Source organism: Paenarthrobacter sp. (assembly GCF_031180005.1).
Lineage (GTDB): Bacteria > Actinomycetota > Actinomycetes > Actinomycetales > Micrococcaceae > Arthrobacter.
This window is the reverse complement of record NZ_JAPSHI010000020.1, coordinates 19,055-38,323: the sequence shown is the minus strand read 5'-3', so window position 1 is coordinate 38,323 and position 19,269 is coordinate 19,055. Positions and strand designations below refer to the sequence as shown.

At 62.5% G+C, this 19,269-nt stretch carries 10 protein-coding genes and 1 riboswitch; of the genes, 6 read left to right on the top strand and 4 right to left on the bottom strand.

The window, feature by feature from the left end; all coding sequences use genetic code 11:
* Window positions 1-14: 14 nt before the first annotated feature.
* The gene (locus tag RIF72_RS14695; RefSeq protein WP_309075582.1) at window positions 15-4,934 is read right to left on the bottom strand and encodes a DUF4082 domain-containing protein; all 4,920 of its coding nucleotides are present in this window, start codon (window positions 4,932-4,934) and stop codon (window positions 15-17) included.
* Between the two features lie 348 nt (window positions 4,935-5,282).
* Between RIF72_RS14695 and smc the strand changes: the two genes are divergently transcribed.
* Both smc and ftsY read left to right on the top strand, forming a co-directional pair.
* Complete coding sequence (gene smc, locus RIF72_RS14690; protein ID WP_309075614.1) at window positions 5,283-8,861, top strand: chromosome segregation protein SMC; 3,579 nt, start codon at window positions 5,283-5,285, stop codon at window positions 8,859-8,861.
* Window positions 8,862-8,881: 20 nt separating this feature from the next.
* Window positions 8,882-10,087 carry a signal recognition particle-docking protein FtsY gene (ftsY, locus tag RIF72_RS14685; RefSeq protein WP_309075581.1) on the top strand — a complete coding sequence of 402 codons (1,206 nt, stop codon included), beginning with the start codon at window positions 8,882-8,884 and terminating at the stop codon, window positions 10,085-10,087.
* Window positions 10,088-10,092: 5 nt separating this feature from the next.
* On the opposite strand, the gene RIF72_RS14680 is transcribed toward ftsY, so the two are convergent.
* On the bottom strand, window positions 10,093-11,319 hold the full coding sequence (locus RIF72_RS14680; protein WP_309075580.1) for an MFS transporter: 1,227 nt from the start codon (window positions 11,317-11,319) through the stop codon (window positions 10,093-10,095).
* A gap of 275 nt (window positions 11,320-11,594) precedes the next feature.
* On the opposite strand from RIF72_RS14680, the gene RIF72_RS14675 reads away from it, so the two are divergent.
* Both RIF72_RS14675 and RIF72_RS14670 read left to right on the top strand, forming a co-directional pair.
* Entirely contained in the window at window positions 11,595-12,926 is a 1,332-nt protein-coding gene (locus RIF72_RS14675; protein ID WP_309075579.1) for an ammonium transporter, read from the top strand.
* Window positions 12,923-13,261 carry a P-II family nitrogen regulator gene (locus RIF72_RS14670; protein WP_011775128.1) on the top strand — a complete coding sequence of 113 codons (339 nt, stop codon included), beginning with the start codon at window positions 12,923-12,925 and terminating at the stop codon, window positions 13,259-13,261. Before RIF72_RS14675 ends, RIF72_RS14670 begins: the two co-directional genes overlap by 4 nt.
* A gap of 90 nt (window positions 13,262-13,351) precedes the next feature.
* On the opposite strand, the gene RIF72_RS14665 is transcribed toward RIF72_RS14670, so the two are convergent.
* Complete coding sequence (locus RIF72_RS14665; protein ID WP_309075578.1) at window positions 13,352-14,752, bottom strand: glucose-6-phosphate dehydrogenase; 1,401 nt, start codon at window positions 14,750-14,752, stop codon at window positions 13,352-13,354.
* Window positions 14,753-14,918: 166 nt separating this feature from the next.
* Between RIF72_RS14665 and ffh the strand changes: the two genes are divergently transcribed.
* Together ffh and RIF72_RS14655 are read left to right on the top strand one after the other, a co-directional pair.
* Window positions 14,919-16,499: a signal recognition particle protein gene (ffh, locus tag RIF72_RS14660; protein ID WP_309075577.1), complete on the top strand. Its 1,581-nt coding sequence runs from the start codon at window positions 14,919-14,921 to the stop codon at window positions 16,497-16,499.
* 64 nt (window positions 16,500-16,563) lie between these two features.
* Window positions 16,564-17,286 carry an alpha/beta hydrolase gene (locus RIF72_RS14655; RefSeq protein WP_309075576.1) on the top strand — a complete coding sequence of 241 codons (723 nt, stop codon included), beginning with the start codon at window positions 16,564-16,566 and terminating at the stop codon, window positions 17,284-17,286.
* On the opposite strand, the gene thiC is transcribed toward RIF72_RS14655, so the two are convergent.
* Window positions 17,269-19,131: a phosphomethylpyrimidine synthase ThiC gene (thiC, locus tag RIF72_RS14650; RefSeq protein ID WP_309075575.1), complete on the bottom strand. Its 1,863-nt coding sequence runs from the start codon at window positions 19,129-19,131 to the stop codon at window positions 17,269-17,271. The genes RIF72_RS14655 and thiC overlap by 18 nt on opposite strands.
* Window positions 19,127-19,234, bottom strand: a riboswitch (TPP riboswitch). It overlaps the preceding gene by 5 nt.
* Window positions 19,235-19,269 lie beyond the last annotated feature (35 nt).

The window sequence follows — 19,269 nt, the reverse complement described above, 5'->3', positions numbered from 1 at the left end:
CTACCTGCTGACCGTCAGCAGACCCGTAGCAGCCCGCAGAGAAGCCCGCCGGTTTGTGTGGGACTCGGGGTCGGACTGGGGGTGGCAGTCGCCGTCGGGGTCGCTGTCGCTGTTGCTGTTGGTGTCGGCGTGGCAGTGGTGGTGGTGGCTGTGGCCGTTGGAGTGGCTGTGGCCAATGGTGCTGTCTGCTGCTGGGCCGGGGCCGTTGTGGAGTAGACCACGTCAACGAAGTAGTTCGTGGCGTTCCAGGAGTTGGTCGGCATCACGCCGCCGGATCCGTACCGATAGAGCCCGTTATTCGGGCCGGAGGCAGTGAACACACCACTTGTCCACGTTTGGTTGAAGAAGCCTTGTGTATAGGAGTACCTGCCGTTGGGTGCCCGGTAAGACACCACATAGGTTTGGCCCGTGGACAAGGCGACTGGGGCGGACAGCGTCGCCGTCTGCCAGCCGGTGGCGGTTTCATTCGTAAATGTCACCTGAGCAAGGCGGCTACCCGCAGAATTCCACAGGGATCCGAAGTGAGTACCAGTGTTGCCCGTTCCCTTGTAGAACCGGATGCCGGTCACGTTTCCTGCCTGCGAAACCGTGAAGGCCGTCCCGAGCTCCACCGACTTGGTTTCCGAGACGGCCGCTACTTGTGGGAGCAGCGAACCGAAGATGGTGCTCTGCTGCACTTCGGCGCTAGCCGTGGTGAATTGCCAATTGCTCGGGGGTAGGGTCTGCCCCTGTGGAGATGCCACACCGGAGACGCTGACGGAAATCACTGTGTTGGCCGGCAGGACAGCCGTGGGCGTGAAGGTGATCGTCCGGGCATCGGCGGACAAGGCAGCCGTCCCGGCCACGGACGAGCCGTTCGCGGTCAACGTGAACGAGGCCCCGGGATTTATGGCCGTGGAGAACGTGATGGACGGTTTCACGTCAGTCGGAATCGCCGTTGCGCCGGGAGCGGGCACCTGCGCCGCCACCGTCAGTGGCGGTGCCTCTACGGTGAATACCAGATCCACGAGGTAGCTTGTCGTGGATGAGGTGTTCGGGAAGTCGCCGCTGTAGGAGTAGGCCCCGGAACCAGGCTCGGTCTTCAGCGGTCCCCTGGTGAAGCCCTCGCTAAATCCTCCGGCGGTGTACGAGTATTTACCTGTAGTCGTCTTGTAGGCGGCTACATACTCTGTGTCGGCCTGGATGTTCACCGGTTGACTGAAGGTGGCTGTTTGCCAGCCGGTGCTGGATTCATTGGTGAAGGTGACGGTAGCCAAAACCTGGCCGGCCGCCGTGTACAGGGATCCGGTGTGGGTCCCGGTGTTCCCCGCTGACTTGTAGAAGCGCACGCCGGTCACCTGGCCGGCGGTGTCACTGGTGAACCGGACGCCCAACGTCAGAGGCACTCCATCATTGACTTCAAGGGTGGTTGGCGTCACTGTGTCCTCGTACAAGGTACAGGGGCACGTACCAGGCGTGCCGGCCGGCGGGACAGTGGTGAACTGCCAGGTACCACCGGCAGACATCGGTTGTCCGGAAGCCGCCGTCGCGGTCACCGTTGCCGTGTACGTTGTACCCGCCGCCAAAGGGGCCGCGGGAGTGAACGTGACCTTACGCGTTGCTGTGTCGTAGGCGGTGGTTCCTGAAACCGCGACGCCGGCGGCAGTCTTGAGGGACAAGTTGACGCTTGATGCAACTGCGGCCTCTGAAAGTACTGCGCTCACGGTCGAGTTCAGCGGGACACTGGAGGCGTTCGGGATCGGGTTATGGCCGCCTACGGTGAACGGCGGTGTCGGAACCATGACCACCACGTCCACCAAGTAGCTGGCGGACGACCGCGAACCAGGGAAATCGCCACTGTACGTGTAAGCGCCCGCGTCCGAGACGGTCCTCAGGGGGCCAACGCTCATACCGGACCCGAAGCCGTTTGACGTGGCCGAGTAGGCGCCCGTGGGTGACTTGTAGGACGCTATGTATTCAGTGTTCGCAGCAATTTGGACGGGCTGGCTGAACATTGCGGTCTGCCATCCGGAGCTGCTCTCGTTGGCGAAGGTAACTGTTGCCAACTGCTGGCCAGTAGCCGTGTAGAGGGCGCCTGTGTGCGTGCCGGTGTTGCCGGCGGACTTGTAGAAGCGGATGCCGGTGACCTCGCCTGCCGAAACACTTGAGAACCGCACGCCCAAAGTCAACGGAACGCCATCACGAATCTCCGCAATCCCTGGCGTCACGCTGTCATCGTAGAGACTGCATGGGCAGGAACCGGGTACCGGCAACGTGGCCGCTGTGGTGAACGTCCACGTGCCGCCTGAGGTTACCTGGCCGCCTACCGTGTCGGTACCGGCAAGCGTCGCCGTGTACTGCGTACTGAAGGCCAGCTGCGACGTCGGCGTGAACGTGGCGCGGCGGGTAGCGGCGTCGTAGGCTGTGGTTCCGGCTACCGGGCCGGCAGCAGACCGCAACGTCAACTGGACGCTGGCGGTCGTGACGGGCTTGGAGAACACCGCGCTGACCTTGGTGGCAACCGCAATGCTCGATGACGACGGGATGGGGGAATGCCCGGACACCGTCAGCGGGGAGTTGTCCACGGTGCTGAAGATGGCGTCGGCGAAGTAGTTGCCCCCGTTGAAACTGGCGGTCGGAAAGCTCTGCGATGTGCTGTACACGCCAGCCGGTTCAGCGCCAAAACCACCAGCCACAGTCAGCGGTGCAGCAGTGGATCCGAAGCTCGCCCATTGGAACTCTTTGGTGGCGTAGTGCCCCTGTGGTGCCCAGTACGAGACCGTGTATTTCTGCCCGGCGGCGACAGCCACGGGTTGGCTGAACAGCGTGCTCTGCCAGCCCGTGGCAGTCTCGTTGGTAAAGGTGGCCGTGGCCAGGCGCTCGCCGGAGGAGCTCCAGAGCGAGCCCGTATGCGTGCCTGTGTTTGCCGCGCTCTTGTAAAAGCGGACGCCGGTGATAAAGCCGTCCACTGTGGGAGTGAAGCGTAGTCCCATTTCGTAGGCGCCACCGTCGCCGGAGTCCTGGATCGCGGGAATCGTCTGGCCGAACACGCTGTATGGTCCGCTCACTACGAGGCTGCGGGTGGTCGTCGTTCCAATGTTGGCGCTGTCGTCGATCGCCCGGACTTGGATGGAAGCAGTTGCCAAGCCCTGCTGTATGTAACTGTAGGTCCAGTTCTGCTTTCCCACGGCAGGGTGCCAAGTGCTGCCGCCGTCCGTGGAAACCTCGACGCCGGCAACCACCCCGCCGGTGTCGGCTGCGGTGCCGCTGACGGTCACCTTAGTGCCGTGGGGGATGGTGGCCCCATTCGCCGGGGCGGTAACAGTAACCGTGGGTCCTGTCCGATCGCTGCTCGCGGCAGCGGCCACGAGACCTGCTGCACGCGAAGCCGGCTGCGCCCCCATGTCAGCAAGAAGGTTGACTTGGGCTTGGCGCATCCTCGGATCAGCTGGCGCCCCATTGCCGTCGTGTTCCTGATCAAGGCCCCAGGTCCATTGCACGCTGCCGGCTGAGAACACCAAAGCCCCGCTCGCAGCGCGATACAGCGTAACGTTATGGGTGGTCGTTCCGGGTTTCACCGTGTTCCCGTAGTCCTGAAGATATTCGGATACGCTGCCTACCGTTGTTGATAGGCGGATGAGGCCCGCCGGACGGAACCCATTGTCGATGTCCTCGTTTGACTCATACCCCACGGTGTGGGGAGCCAACGCCGCCGACGAGCCTGCCGGGAGGGACGCCAGGGTGGTATTGCGCCATAGCCGTGTTTTGCCTTCCTCGGAGCTGACGGTCACGGGAAGGTCGGAATAATTGGACATGTACAGCGTTCCCGTTAACCCGTTCTCAGGGAGTCCTCCACCGTTGGCCTGCGATGCGAAGCGCGGGTCCCGCCAGGTGCCTGTCCACTGTGGGCTCGGGTCTATTTTGCCGTTGGACCAAGTCTCCTTGTAGGAAGTCAGCGTACGCCCGGCAGCCCCATCCACTATTGAGGGTTCGAAACGGGTCCTCCAATACATCTCGTTTCCGGACAGGAACTGCAGGTTGACGCCCGCATCGCGGGCCGCTGTGACGTTGGCACGCTGCGGGCCGGACCAGTATTCATCGTGTCCCACGGATAAAAACACCTTGTGGTTGAGCAGCAAACTCCCGCTGCGGTCAGTGTCGAGCCCGCTGATGTAGCTGACGTCATAGCCGTTTTGCTCCAGGAAGCGGACCATCGGGTACTCGTTGGCAAAGTAGAAATCCCTGCCATCGGGTCCGCCGCGGCTGTTCATGGGCCGGTTGTAACTGATCTTGTAGGCCCTGCCATTGTCACCGCCTTCATAGAAGCTGGAGCCTCCGTAAGTGTTGTACGCCTGCCATGTGGTGTCACTGGTTTGGAAAACCACGTCGGAGCGGCTGGCGTCCTGGCGGACAATGAACGTTATGTGGCTTTGACCGCCGGTATCAGGCCGCGTCAGCAGGGCCACATAAACACCTGATACTGCTGTTGCCGGTACCTGCCATGTTGCTGATACAGCCCACGTACCGCAGTCGTACAGCTCCGTGGTGAGGTCACTCCGGCAGGCAGGTTGATTCTGGCGGAGGACCGACGGCACTACATCCGCGATCTTGCGCGCTCCATTGCCGCCGTACCAGCCTGTGCGGTAGATCGCTATGGTGTAGCTCGGCGCATTCGTATCCACCTTAAAGCGGATGGGCTGGCCGGCATTGACGCTGATCTCGGTGGAGAAGCCTTGAATGCTGTCATCCCCGGCTCCAAGGATGTCCCACTCCGATGGTGGACTGCCCGGTTTGGAGTTCTCGCAGACCACAGGGTTCACCACGGGGTCGCAAGGCCCTGCTGCAACTGCTGCTGGTGCTGTAAGAGGCAGCAGCGCTGCCACCATGGCAAGCACCAAGGGCACAAGAAACCCTTTGAAGACCCGCTGCGGTTGGGTAGCTGAAGGACCGGGCATGAGAACTCCTGGAGTGGTACGCCGATTGCTAAGACGGGGCCACGCAGTAAGCGCAGCCCCTGCTTGCCGCTCCCCAGCCAGGGTCAAACCAAGATCTTCAGTTATGAAACTCAGGATTACCATGGATGGATGTTCCGAAGATCGGGACCGGGTCCGGCAATGACCGAACAGAAGTTCAAGCCGAAGCCGGATCACAGGAACGAATCCGCCAAGTAACCCTTGGCAGGAGTGTAGGGGCGTGGCTTGCCGCCCGCAAGGCCTTACGCCTTCAGATCCGCGGATTTCGCACAAACCGCAGTAGATTTAGTGGATACAGACACCCGGGCCACCCAGGAGAACCGAAGCGCCTTGCACCTGAAAAGTTTGACTGTCCGAGGATTCAAGTCGTTTGCGTCTGCCACGACCTTCGACTTTGAGCCGGGCGTCACTGCCGTCGTTGGTCCCAACGGCTCGGGCAAATCCAATGTGGTGGATGCCCTGGCCTGGGTCATGGGAGAGCAGGGCGCCAAAACCCTCCGCGGCGGCAAGATGGAAGATGTCATCTTTGCGGGTACGTCCGGCCGGCCACCATTGGGCAGGGCCCATGTAGCCCTGACAATCGACAATGCAGACAACGCGCTCCCCATCGAGTACAGCGAAGTCACTATCTCCCGGACCCTCTTCCGTACGGGCGGGTCCGAGTACGCCATCAACGGCGCACCCTGCAGGCTCCTGGACATCCAGGAACTCCTTTCCGATTCCGGCCTCGGCCGCGAAATGCACGTCATCGTGGGACAGGGCCAGCTGGACCGCGTACTCCATGCCACTCCGGAGGACCGCCGTGGCTTCATTGAAGAAGCCGCAGGAATCCTTAAGCACCGCCGCCGCAAGGAAAAGACTGTCCGCAAACTGGAAGCCATGCAGGCCAACCTCGCACGGCTCGGTGACCTTACGGCGGAGATACGGCGGCAATTAACTCCGTTGGGCAAGCAGGCAGAAATAGCCCGACGTGCCCAAACAGTCCAGTTCGATGTCCGTGATGCCCGCGCCCGACTTCTTGCGGACGACCTCGTGCAACTGACCACAACGCTTGAAAAGGACGTTGCCGACGAAGCCGCCCTCAAGGAGCGCCGCCAGGTGGTTGAGGCGGAGCTGGGTGCGGGAAGGCGACGCCAAGCGGCCTTGGAACAGCAGGCCGCCGAAGCCACACCGCGACTCAACGCTGCGCGCGACCATTGGTACCAGCTCTCAGCCAACAGGGAACGACTCCGCTCACTGGGGTCTCTGGCCACCGAGCGCAGAAGGCTCCTGGGTTCGTCCGAGACGTCCCCGGACACCGGACGCGACCCTGAGCAACTCGAACGCCAGGCGGCCAAGGTCCGGGAGGAACAAGCTGCTCTGGAGCACGACATCCTTGCAAAGCAAGCGGCGCTCTTGGAAGCCACAGTTGCGAAAGACTCGGTCGAAGCGCTCGCGGCTGCGGAGGACAAACGCTTAACGGCAATGCTGAGGGCAGCCGCCGACCGTCGGGAGGGGCTGGCGAGACTGGCAGGGCAGGTGGCCGCGGCCAGGTCCAGGGCTGAAGCTGCCGAGGCGGAACGAGGCCGCCTCAGGGAATCCCTTGCCGCCGGTGATGAACGGCGCCGCAAAGCCCAAAGCGAGTTCACGGCCCTCGAATCGCAGGTGGCCGGCGTAGAAGATGGCGAAGAGAGCCTTGATGCTGAATACGAGGATGCCAACGACGTCCTCGATGCAGTCCTCGAGGAGATCGAAGAACTGAAAGCTTCTGAGCGGGAGGCTGTCCGCGAGCGGGACGCGCTGACGGCACGACGCGAAGCCCTTCAGCTTGGACTCAACCGCAAGGACGGGTCCGGAAGTCTGCTCACAGCCGACGGCGTGCTTGGACCTTTGGCCGCGCTGGTCACCATTGAGCCGGGGTACGAGGCCGCCATTGCTGCCGCCTTGGGCAGTGCCTCCGATGCCTTGGTGGTTGCCAATACGGATAGTGCCGTAGAAGCCATTCGATTGTTGAAGGATGACGACGGCGGGCGGGCAGCACTGCTTCTAGCCGGCGGTGACACCGCAGGTGAAGATGCCCGCGCGAACCACGTTCTTCCCCTAGGCAGCCGCTGGGCAGCGGATCTTGTCAAGATCGCTGATCCCGCTGCCCAAGGCGCGCTCGGGCTCCTGGCCCGGACCGCCGTCGTCGATGATCTGGAGGCGGCGGCAGCCTTCATCGCGGAACATCATCACCTCACGGCCGTCACCCGTGAAGGTGACGTCCTGACCTCCCTCACCATCACAGGAGGATCGGCCAACGCACCGTCACTGCTTGAGGTCCAGGCAGCAGTTGACGACGCCGTTGCCCGGCTTCAGGAGGTCACAGCCCGTCTGGAACGTGGACGCTTCGCCCTGGCCGGGGCTCAGTCCCGCCGCGCTGAAGCGCAGGACCGCGCCGACGCCGCGTTGGAGCGGCTGCACGAATCGGATGCCCGGCTTGCGGCGGTAGCAGAGCGATTGGGTCACCTTAATTCGGTTCTTCGCAGTGCTGTTGGCGAAAGCGAACGGCTCGCAGCTTCCATGGCCAAGGCTGAGGCGAACATCGCCGAAGCTCAAATGGACCTTGAAGTTGCGGCGGAGCGCCTCGCCGCTGCCCAGGAGGCTCCGGACGAGGAACCGTCCACGGACCAACGGGATGAACTCGCTGCCAGGGCCAGAACCGCCCGGGCACTGGAAACGGAGGCCCGCCTCGCGCTCCGCACGTCCGAGGAACAGTTGGGGGCCATCAGCAACAGGGCTGCATCGCTTGAGCGGGCAGCAGCGACCGAACGCCGCGCCCGTGAAGAAGCCGCTCGTCGGGCTCAACGCCGACGCGCCCAGGCTCAGCGTGCCGCGGCAGTCGCATCAGCAGTGGAGCAGACCCTCCGGTTCATCGATATTTCGGTGGACTTGGCGAGCTATGACCGTGACCTTGCCGAGCAAAAGCGGGAGCAGCTGGAGAAGGAACTCACCGAGGTCCGCACCAGTAACGATGCCTTGGCCCGGGAGCTTGCCCAACTTACCGACTCCGTCCACCGGGACGAGATGGCACGGACACAGCAGCGGCTCCGTATCGAGGCCCTGGAGACGCGGTCCGTAGAAGAACTGGGCCTCTCCGCTGAACAACTCATCGCAGACTATGGTCCCGATCAACCGGTTCCTTTGCCTCCTGGAACCACCACCGATAAGTGGGCTGAACTGCGGGCGCCCGTGGATGAGAATGGCGAGGCCATCATTGAGGGAATTCCGTTCGTCCGTGCGGAGCAGGAAAAGAGGCTCAAGAAGGCCGAGCGGGAGCTCGCGGCGCTGGGCAAAGTGAACCCCCTCGCATTGGAAGAGTTCGCCGCACTGGAAGAACGGCATCAGTTTCTCAGCTCGCAACTTGAGGACCTCAAATCCAGCCGTAAAGACCTGCTGGACATCATCAAAGAGGTGGACAACCGTGTCCAGCAGGTATTCACCGAGGCTTTTGCTGATACTTCGGCCCAATTCGACCACGTCTTTGCCCGCCTCTTTCCCGGTGGTGAGGGCAGGCTGGTGCTCACGGATCCTGACGACATGCTCACCACCGGAATCGAAGTAGAGGCCCGGCCTGCGGGCAAGAAAATCAAGAGGCTTTCGCTGCTCTCCGGCGGGGAGCGTTCACTGACGGCAGTGGCACTGCTGGTGGCCATCTTCAAAGCCCGTCCCTCACCGTTCTATGTCATGGACGAAGTGGAGGCGGCGCTGGACGATACCAACTTGGGCAGGCTCATCACCATTTTCGAGGAACTGCGCGAGTCCAGCCAGTTGATCGTGATCACCCACCAGAAGCGCACCATGGAAGTGGCGGACGCACTTTACGGAGTCACTATGAGGGGCGACGGCGTCTCCACGGTCATCAGCCAGAGGCTCGGTGCCGGGGCGTAGCTTTATGAGAAGGTAGGGGAGTGAACGATTTCCTACCCATAATTCTGTCCATTCTCGCTGCGCTCGTAGTGGTCGGCGGACTCGTGCCGGTACTGATGAAAGCCCGGAAGGCCGGCGCCAAGTACCCCGGAACACGCGACGCGAACGACCCCCTTCAGTCATCGGCAGCAGGCGGCGGAACCCTTGTGGAGGACCGCCCGGATGCGGTGCAGGCCCCGGCCCCAACCTTCGACGGGACAGTGGAGGATACGGATGTCCCGGATGATGCCGCCGGGCTCGAAACCATCGCCATTGATACTCCGGCGCCGGTGGAGGGTAGGCTCACCCGCCTCCGCGCCCGCTTGATCAAGTCCAACAACATCCTGGGCAAGGGCCTCCTGGCCCTGCTGTCGGGCGACAAGATCGATGAAAACGTCTGGGATGAGGTGGAGGAAACCCTCCTGCTGGCCGATCTTGGCACTGAGCCCACCATGCAGCTGGTCGATGCCCTGCGTGAGCGCGTCAAGGTGCTGGGCACCCGCAGCCCCGAGGACGTCAAGGCGATGCTCCGTGAGGAGCTCATCAAGCTGGTTGATCCCTCCATGGACCGCTCCTTGAACGTCGAGCGCAAGGCTGACCGTCCCGCCGTCGTGCTTGTTGTGGGCGTGAACGGTGTTGGCAAGACCACCACAGTGGGCAAGCTGGCACGTGTGTTGGTGGCTGAAGACAAGGACGTCCTGTTGGGTGCCGCTGATACTTTCCGCGCAGCTGCTGCGGAGCAGCTGGCCACGTGGGGACAGCGCGTGGGTGTGCCCACCGTCAAGTCCGACATCGACGGCGCCGATCCCGCCTCCGTGGCCTACGAAGCCGTTAAAGCCGGCATCGATCAGGAAGTCGATGTGGTCATGGTCGACACCGCAGGACGCCTGCAGAACAAGACCGGCCTCATGGATGAGCTAGGCAAGGTCAAGCGCGTTATCGAGAAGCTGGCCGAAGTTGATGAAGTCCTGCTGGTCCTGGACGCCACCACCGGACAGAACGGCCTCAACCAGGCCCGCGTCTTCGCTGAGGTGGTGAACATCACGGGCATCGTGCTGACCAAGCTGGATGGAACCGCCAAGGGTGGCATCGTCGTAGCGATTCAAAAGTCACTCGGCGTTCCGGTGAAGCTCATTGGCCTGGGCGAAGGCCCGGACGACCTCGCACCATTTGATGCCGAAAGCTTTGTGGACGCACTGCTCAACTAGCGTTGTCACCGGAGGGGGGAGTGCTTCGAGGGCTCGCGTGCCGGCAGCCATGCCACTGCGGTGAGGAGGAGCACCCCTCCGGTGATGCCGAACGCCCACCCGTAGCCGAGGCGGTCAGCGAGCAAGCCGGCAACAATCGGACCGACAATCGCGCCCGTGTCGGCCGCCATCTGGAAGATGGCAAGTACTTTCCCTCCCGAGCGTTCGCGGCCGATGACATCGGCGACGGCGGCTTGTTGTGCCGGGCCCAGCAAGCCTGAGCCGAAACCCGCCACCGCGGATGCGATGAGGAATGCGGTCAGGTCGGTGGTGAGTCCGATGACCGCGGTGGCCGCGCCCGTGATGAGCAAGCCGGGGATGAGCAGGGGCTTACGCCCCCAAGCGTCGGCGAGCCGCCCGCTGAAGGTCAGCGCCAAGGCGTTGCCCACAGCAAAGATGGCCAGCGCCCAAGCAGCGGTCTCGGGCGCTGACTGCAGGACGGCAACGGCGAATAGCGGGATGGTGGCCATTCGGACGCCGAACGTCACCCAGCCGTTGCCGAAACTCGAAAAGATGGCGGCACGGTAAGCGGAGTCCGCCAAGGCTTCCTTCAGAGTCATGGCCGGGGCAGGTGTAGCGTCCGCCGCGGCGTTGCCTTCCCCGCTGAGCATGGTGCGCACCACAAGGGCGGCCACCAACAATGCTCCTGCGTAGGCAAGGAACGGTACCCGAAGTCCGAAGCCCGCCAGTAAACCGCCGACTACTGGACCCAGGACGCTTCCGATCAGGAATGCGGAGGCGTAGGCCCCGGATACGCGGCCCCGACGCTCGGGCGGTGCGAGACGGATGAGCAGTCCCATGGCGGCAACAGTAAACATCACCGAGCCGGCCCCGCCGAGGCCCCGGAAAATCAGTAGTTGCCAATAGTCCTGTGCGAAGGCGCACGCCGCGGTGGAGACGGCCACGATCAACAAACCGGTGACGTAGACGTTCCGCTCACCGAACCGTCCAATCAAAGCGCCGCCGGCAGGGGCGAAGACCAACCGCATGAAGGCGAAGATGCTGACAATCACCGCGGCGGCCGTGGCGCCAACATCGAACGTCGTAGCGAACTGCGGCAGAACCGGCGCCACCAAGCCAAAGCCCAAGGCGATCAGGAACGCGGCAGCCAACATCACCTTGATGTCGCGCGGAAGGGGAGCCTTATCCGGCCTGATCCTTGGGGCTCTCACGGATCTGGGCGACTCGGTCATACTATGCGGGTCCTTCATGTGGGTTTGTGGTGGTAGTTCCGGGGATATTGAGGTGCCTGTGGCCTAAAACCGGGTAATTCCAGTGAAGTCCGACGCCTGAAACATATCCGTAACACCGGGGATATGCACCATTTACGTTGGGGAGGTTGTTGTAACGAGCCCGCAATGTAAAACCTGCGCAGGTGAAACACGGCGGCACAAAACTCTTAAGCAGGACGCAAACGGCGTCAGGACAGCGGGTGAACCGCAGATCTAGCAAGAGAGGAACGTGCACCATGGAACTTACCGCAGGTCACGTATGGGTCATGGTGGCGGCGGCGCTTGTGCTGTTCATGACACCTGGTCTGGCATTTTTCTACGGCGGCATGACACGCGCCAAAGCAGCCCTGAACATGATGATGATGAGCTTCATCTCCATCGGCATCGTGGGCGTCGTCTGGGTGCTGTGGGGCGCTTCGATGAGCTCCGGCGAAGGTTTCATGCAGATCGTCGGCAGTCCGTTTGCCACCTTCGGCCTTGAGGGTATCGATACCCCGGATGGTCTGATCAAGGTGGGCTACGCAGCCACCTTCGCCATCATCACTGTTGCCCTTATCAGTGGCGCCATCGCGGACCGTGCCAAGTTTGGCGCGTGGAGCATCTTTGTTCCGGTCTGGGTCACCCTGGTCTACTGCCCCCTTGCCTACATGGTCTGGGGCGGGGGACTCTTCGGCCCTGAGGGCGCAATCGGCCAGGCCCTTGGCCCCGCCATCGACTTCGCCGGCGGCACCGTGGTGCACATCAACGCCGGTGTTGCAGCGCTGGTCCTGGTGCTGATCATTGGCAACCGTCGCGGCTTCGGCAAAGACCCGAACCACCGCCCTCACAACATCCCGTTCGTCATGCTCGGTGCAGCCATCCTGTGGTTTGGCTGGTTCGGTTTCAACGGCGGCGCAGCAACTACCGCAGAGCAGGGTGGCCTGATCTGGATCAACACCCTCGCAGCTCCGGCAGCAGCCATGATCGGCTGGCTCATCACCGAACGCATCCGTGATGGACACCCGACGTCGCTGGGCGCAGCATCCGGTGTGGTTGCCGGCCTTGTGGCCATCACCCCTGCATGTGCCAACGTCAGCCCGGTAGGCGCCCTTGGACTCGGTGTGGTTGCCGGTGTGGCGTCGGCCCTGGCCGTAGGCCTGAAGTTCCGCTGGGGCTTCGATGACTCCCTTGACGTTGTAGGCGTCCACCTTGTCTCCGGCATCATCGGCACCGTGGCACTGGGCTTCATCGCCCTTCCCACCGACGGCGTTGGTGGTGGCCTCTTCTACGGCGGCGGCATGGCCCAGATGTGGGCCCAGTTGGCAGCAGCCGGCATCGCTATCGCATTCTCGGCCATCATGACAGCCATCATCGCCTTCGCCATCCACAAGACCATGGGCTTCCGGGTCTCCACGGAACAGGAAAACGTGGGCGTAGACCTCAGCCTGCACGCTGAGACGGCTTATGAGTTCGGCGTCAACGGCCACGGTGGAAGCTTCCAGCCGGTGCACAACGCAATGACTGGAAAGCAGGACAGCACCGAAGATGCCAAGAGCCCCGCAGAAGGCAAGGAGAGTGTCCAGGCATGAAGCTCATTACAGCGATCGTCCGTCCCGAAAAGCTTGAAGCAGTCCGGGAAGGCCTCGAGTCCTACGGGGTCCAGGGCCTGACGGTCAGCGCGGCCAGTGGCTACGGCCGTCAGCGCGGCTACACGGAGGTGTATCGCGGAGCCGAGTACAACGTGGACCTCCTTCCCAAGATCCGCATCGAGGTCCTCGCCACGGATGAGCAGGCAGACGACATCCTGGATGTCCTCATCGCCAGCTCAAACACAGGCCGCGCCGGTGACGGCAAGGTGTGGACCGTGGATGTCTACGAAGCAGTCCGAGTCAGGACCGGGGAGCGCGGCGCAGCCGCAATCTAAGTCCTTCAGCCAAGACACAGCGGGCCGGGTACCAGTTCAAGGTACCCGGCCCGCTTGCGGTGTTGGCGGTGTCTTTAATTCATATCTTCTTTAGTCCTCGACGACGGTGGGCCAGTCCGCCGGCCCCGCGCTGCCGGCGTCGTACTCCTGGAGCGGGACGTCGCCGCCCTCCCAGGAGCGAAGAACGGGCTCGATGATCCGCCAACAGTCTTCGGCTGTATCGCCCCGAACGGACAACAAGGGGTCGCCGTTGAGGATACCTTCCAGTACTTCTCCATACGGCAGCATTCCGTCTGCGTTGAGTTGAGCAACCAAGCTGGCGCGGTCCAGCGTGAAGATGTCACCGGGGCCGTTCACATCTACGTCGAGACGGAGCACGTCCGGACCGAAGCCGATCCGCAGCTGGTTGGGGGAGTCCACGCCCGAAAATCCCTTCGGCAGGTGGGGGACCGGACGGAAGGTGATCACGGCCTCCTTGCGTCGGCGTCCCATGGCCTTGCCGGAGCGAAGGATGAACGGGACACCCTTCCAACGCCAGTTATCGATGTCCACCCGGACCTCTGCAAGGGTTTCAGTATTGCGGGCCGGGTCCACGCCTTCCTCGGCAGCGTAATCCGGAACCGTTCGTTCTCCGAGGGTTCCCGTGGTGTATCGGGCACGGCGTGTGGAATCGGTGTACGGGGCTTTGATGCTGCTGGCTCGCAGGACCGTCCCCACGGCGTCACGCAGGTCCCTTTCCTCGATGGTGGCTGGCGCGTCGATGGCCAGGAAAGCCATGATGTGAAGGAGGTGGCTCTGGATCATGTCGCGGAGCGCCCCGGCGGTGTCGTAGTAACGGGCGCGGCCCTCAAGTGCCAGGTCCTCGTCAAAGATGACCTCCACTTTCTCGATGTGATCGCGGTTCCACACCGGTTCCAGGAACGTGTTGGCGAAACGAAGACCCAGGATGTTCAACACCGTGGCTTTGCCAAGGAAATGGTCTACGCGGTGGATGTGGTCCTCGGGCACCAGCGCGGCGAGTGTCTTGTTCAGCTCATACGCAGATTCTGTTCCCGAACCGAATGGCTTCTCCATCACCAAGCGTGTACCCGTGGGCAGCTGATCCTTGTGAAGAACCTCGCAGGCCTTCTGGCTGATGTGGGGCGGTAGGGCGAAGTAGATGGCTACCGGGCCTTCCAACCGGGCCAGCAGCTCCGCCAAAGGCCCGTCTGCCGTGACATCCAGCTGATGGTATTCGGTTGCCGCGGCTACAGCAGCCAGAGCAGCGCGGCCTGTCGCATCGGCTGCATCCGATGCGGCAGCAAAGGCGCCCTGGACCCGTTCCTGCCACTGTTCAGGGGACCACGGGTCAGAACCCGCCCCTACCAAACGAAGCCCGGGTGCCCGGCCGGAGGCCAGGAGCCCGGCAAGCCCGGGCAGGAGCAGCCTCCCTGTCAGGTCCCCCGACGCGCCGAGGATGAGCAACGTTTTTACGGTTCTTTTGCTGGTCACTGTGCCAGCATGCCATCTTGCAGGTGCGACTTGGTACCCTAGATAGTCGAGTCCCCTTGTCGATTCAGATTTGCTGGGTTGAGACATATTTGTTGGGGCAATCGTCAAGACTCTGGCGTGCCGCATTGGCCGCCATTCGTAGACCATCGAAAGAAGTGCACGGCGCGTGTTCAATTCACTCTCTGACCGCTTGACAGCAACCTTCAAGAACCTTCGTGGCAAGGGCCGCCTCACCGAGGCTGATGTCGATGCCACGGTTCGGGAGATTCGCCGTGCCTTGCTGGATGCGGACGTTGCCGTATCCGTGGTCCGCGAGTTCACAGGCCGCGTTCGCGAACGGGCCTTGGGTGCCGAAGTCTCAGGAGCATTGAACCCGAGCCAGCAGATCGTGAAGATCGTCAACGAGGAACTCAAGGAGATCCTTGGTGGCGAAACCCGCCGCATCCGCCTGGCCAAGACGGGCCCCACCATCATCATGCTTGCCGGTCTCCAAGGTGCCGGTAAGACCACCCTCGCCGGCAAACTGTCCAAGTGGCTCAAGGCCCAGGGCCACAGCCCCATGCTGGTGGCCTGTGACCTTCAGCGACCCAACGCCGTGACCCAGCTTCAGGTTGTTGGTCAGCGCGCGGGCGTCCCGGTGTTCGCTCCGCACCCCGGTGCTACGTCCGAGCTCGAGCACCCTGCCGGTGACCCGGTGGCCGTAGCCAAGGCCGGCGTCGAGGAAGCGCGCCAGAAGCTGCACGACGTCGTGATCGTTGACACCGCCGGCCGTCTTGGCGTTGACGCCGAGATGATGGATCAAGCCCGCCGCATCCGTCAGGCCATCATCCCCAACGAAGTTCTTTTCGTCATCGACTCAATGATTGGCCAGGATGCCGTCAACACGGCGATGGCCTTCGATGAAGGCGTCAACTTCACGGGTATCGTGCTCTCCAAGCTCGACGGCGACGCCCGCGGTGGTGCCGCGCTTTCGGTAGCGTCCGTAACCGGTAAGCCGGTCATGTTCGCGTCCACCGGTGAAGGCCTGGACGATTTCGAACTGTTCCACCCGGACCGCATGGCCTCCCGCATCCTGGACATGGGTGACGTCCTCACCCTGATCGAACAGGCCGAGAAGGCGTGGGACAAAGACGAAGCCGCCCGGATGGCGAAGAAGTTCGCTGACCAGGAAGACTTCACCCTGGATGACTTCCTCGCCCAGATGCAGCAGATCCGCAACATGGGCTCCATGAAGAAGATGCTCATGATGATGCCGGGCGCGCAAAACATCCGGCAGCAATTGGAGAACTTCGACGAAAAAGAGATCGACCGCGTCGAGGCCATCGTCCGCTCCATGACTCCGCACGAGCGTGTAGCTCCGAAGATCATCAACGGTTCCCGTCGCGCCCGTATCGCCAAGGGTTCCGGTGTGCACGTGTCTGAGGTCAATGGCCTGCTGGAGCGCTTCGCCCAGGCCCAAAAGATGATGAAGAAGCTCGCGCAGGGTGGTGGCATGCCGGGTATGCCCGGGATGCCTGGCCTTGGAGGCCCCGGCGGAGGACGCAAGGGAGGCAAAAACGCCCCGAAGAAGAAGGCGCGCTCGGGCAACCCTGCCAAGGCAGCCCAGGAGCTGCGGGATGCAGAAGCCAAACGGGCAAACGCAGCCTCGGCAGCCCCCACGGGCGCAGCTTTCGGCCAAGGCGCGGCAGACTTCGATCCCTCATCGCTCAACCTCCCCAAGGGCTTCGACAAGTTCCTGGGAAAGTAAACCGTGGCTGACATCCCAACCGCGCCGCAGTTGGGATGTCGGAGCCGTGGAATAGGCTGAATCAATGCATAAGCAGCGCGTAGCCTTCGTCCACGGCCTGGGAAGTTTCGGTGCTGCGGCATGGCCGAAGCAACATGGCATGGCCCTTGCTTATGATGCACTCTTCCTACGGCGGCACGGCTTTGACTCCGTGGCCGAACCGGTAGAGTCCAACGTGGCGGCCGACGTCGCAATAGTGATCAACGCCTTGGCTGATTCCGGTGGCGGCCATATCGTTGCCCACGAACAAGGCGCCATTTCGGCCATGCTGGCGGCAGTCGAGCGCCCGGACCTTGTGCACTCACTTTGTTTGGTGGAGCCTTCCTGCTTGTCCCTGACCGCTGAGCTTCCGGCGACTGCTTCCTATCGGGCCCTGATGGAACCGCTGTTCGATGTGCGGAGCCAGCTTAACGACGCCGATTACCAACGTGAGTATTACCGGCGCGCTTTCTCTGCCGAGACCGGCGGACTGGACACTCCGGAGGCGCGGCGGTCAGCCCGCAGGCTCCGGCTCCAAGCACCACCGTGGGAAGCCCCGCTTCACATTGTTCCGGGCGTCCCCACACTGGTTCTCACTGGCGGTTGGGAGCCCTTGTATGAGGAGATCGCCGGCTATCTCCAGGAGACCGGTGCCCTCCGCCGTGTGGCAGCGGGTGGACACCGGCCCCAGGATTCCGTTGATGGCGCTCAGGTAATCCGCTCGTTCATCGCAGATGTTGGACGGGCAATGTCAGCTCAGGCTTCCTGAGCTGCTTTCGCTCCCACCCTGGTTCGCCGGTACCTGAAGTTCCGGCAGGTAGACCTTTCCACCTGAGGCCAGGAACTCCTCGCTCTTTTCCCGCATCCCGCTGTACATCCCTGCGATTGCGGCCTGTGACTCTGCCGAACCATACTCGTCACGGATGTCCTGGCTGATGCGCATCGAACAGAACTTGGGGCCGCACATGGAGCAGAAATGCGCGGTCTTCGCTGGTTCAGCGGGCAAGGTCTCGTCGTGGAAGGATTCTGCCGTGACCGGGTCGAGGGACAAAGCGAACTGGTCCCTCCAGCGGAACTCGAACCGTGCCTTGGAAAGCGCATCATCACGCTCATGGGCCCCCGGATGTCCCTTGGCGAGGTCAGCTGCGTGAGCCGCGATCTTATACGTGATCACACCCGTCTTGACGTCGTCCTTGTTGGGAAGCCCCAGATGTTCCTTCGGGGTCACGTAGCAAAGCATCGCGGTGCCGTAGCGGGCGATTTCCGTGGCGCCGATAGCTGAGGTGATGTGGTCATAGCCAGGTGCGATATCAGTAACCAGGGGACCCAGCGTGTAGAACGGCGCACCCTTGCACAGTTCCTGCTGGCGCTCCACATTTTCGCGCACCAGATGGAAAGGAATATGCCCGGGGCCCTCCACCATGACTTGGACATCGAATTCCCACGCCCGTTGCGTCAGCTCAGCGAGCGTATCCAGCTCCGCGAACTGCGCGGCGTCGTTCGCGTCGGCGATGGAACCGGGACGAAGCCCGTCACCCAGGGAGAACGCGACATCGTATTTGGCGAAGATTTCGCACAACTCGTCAAAGTGCGTGTAGAGGAAGTTCTCCTGGTGATGCGCCAGGCACCATCCGGCCATAATTGAACCCCCGCGGGAGACGATGCCCGTGACGCGGTTGGCGGTCAAGGGCACGTACCTCAGCAGAACTCCCGCGTGGATGGTCATGTAGTCCACGCCCTGCTCGCATTGTTCGATCACGGTATCGCGGAAGATCTCCCACGTGAGCTGATTCGCCTCGCCGTTCACCTTCTCCAGCGCCTGGTAGATGGGGACTGTTCCGATCGGAACGGGCGAGTTTCGGATGATCCACTCCCGCGTGGTGTGGATGTCATCTCCCGTGGAGAGGTCCATCACGGTGTCAGCACCCCACTGGGCTGCCCACTGCAGTTTGTCCACTTCCTCTGCAATGGAGCTGGTGACTGCCGAGTTGCCGATGTTGGCGTTGATCTTGACCAAGAATGCCTTGCCAATGATCATCGGTTCTGATTCAGGGTGGTTGATGTTGTTCGGAATGATTGCCCTTCCCGCGGCAACTTCGCTGCGGACCAGCTCAACGTCACAGTTCTCCCGCAACGCAACGAACTGCATCTCCGGAGTCACGACGCCTTGTTTCGCGTAGTGCATTTGCGTGACGGTCTTACCCGCGACGGCGCGGCGCGGCACCGGTTGCGCACCCTTCCACTCCGCTGACGCGGCTCCACGCCGAACCGCGGACTTGCCGTCGTCGAGCAGGTTCCGTTCCCGCCCCGAATACTCCTCCGTGTCTCCGCGGGATTCGATCCATGGTGCACGGAAAGGCTCAAGGCCCACCACGGGATCGCTTCCGGGGCCCGCTGTTCGGTATACCTGCAGAGGCTTGTTGGCTTGCCCATTGGGGGAGGGCTCCAACGCGATCTCCGTGACGGGGACCCGTATGCCGTTGTTTGGATCTTCCAGCCAAGCCAACGAATGGGACTTCAAGGATTGCGTGACGGTTTCCGCCGTATTGATCTGGTTTTGGACTGTATTGGTCTGGTTTTGGGCAGGGCTGTGCTGTGTTTCTGTGGTGCTCAAGGGAATACTCACTTCCTTCGCCGGCATTACCCGGACAGGTTCAACGGTCGCAGACTGCGTCAGTCCGATCTCAGCCCCTGCAGGGGCCCCCGTGTGGTCGTAGACGAAGCTACCACAGCTCCCGACGGGCTCCCAGTC

Coding starts and splice junctions, on each gene's coding strand:
- RIF72_RS14655 (WP_309075576.1), top strand. CDS start 16,564: ATGCATAAGCAGCGCGTAGCCTTCGTCCACGGCCTGGGAAGTTTCGGT.
- RIF72_RS14675 (WP_309075579.1), top strand. CDS start 11,595: ATGGAACTTACCGCAGGTCACGTATGGGTCATGGTGGCGGCGGCGCTT.
- RIF72_RS14680 (WP_309075580.1), bottom strand. CDS start 11,319: ATGACCGAGTCGCCCAGATCCGTGAGAGCCCCAAGGATCAGGCCGGAT.
- RIF72_RS14670 (WP_011775128.1), top strand. CDS start 12,923: ATGAAGCTCATTACAGCGATCGTCCGTCCCGAAAAGCTTGAAGCAGTC.
- RIF72_RS14695 (WP_309075582.1), bottom strand. CDS start 4,934: ATGCCCGGTCCTTCAGCTACCCAACCGCAGCGGGTCTTCAAAGGGTTT.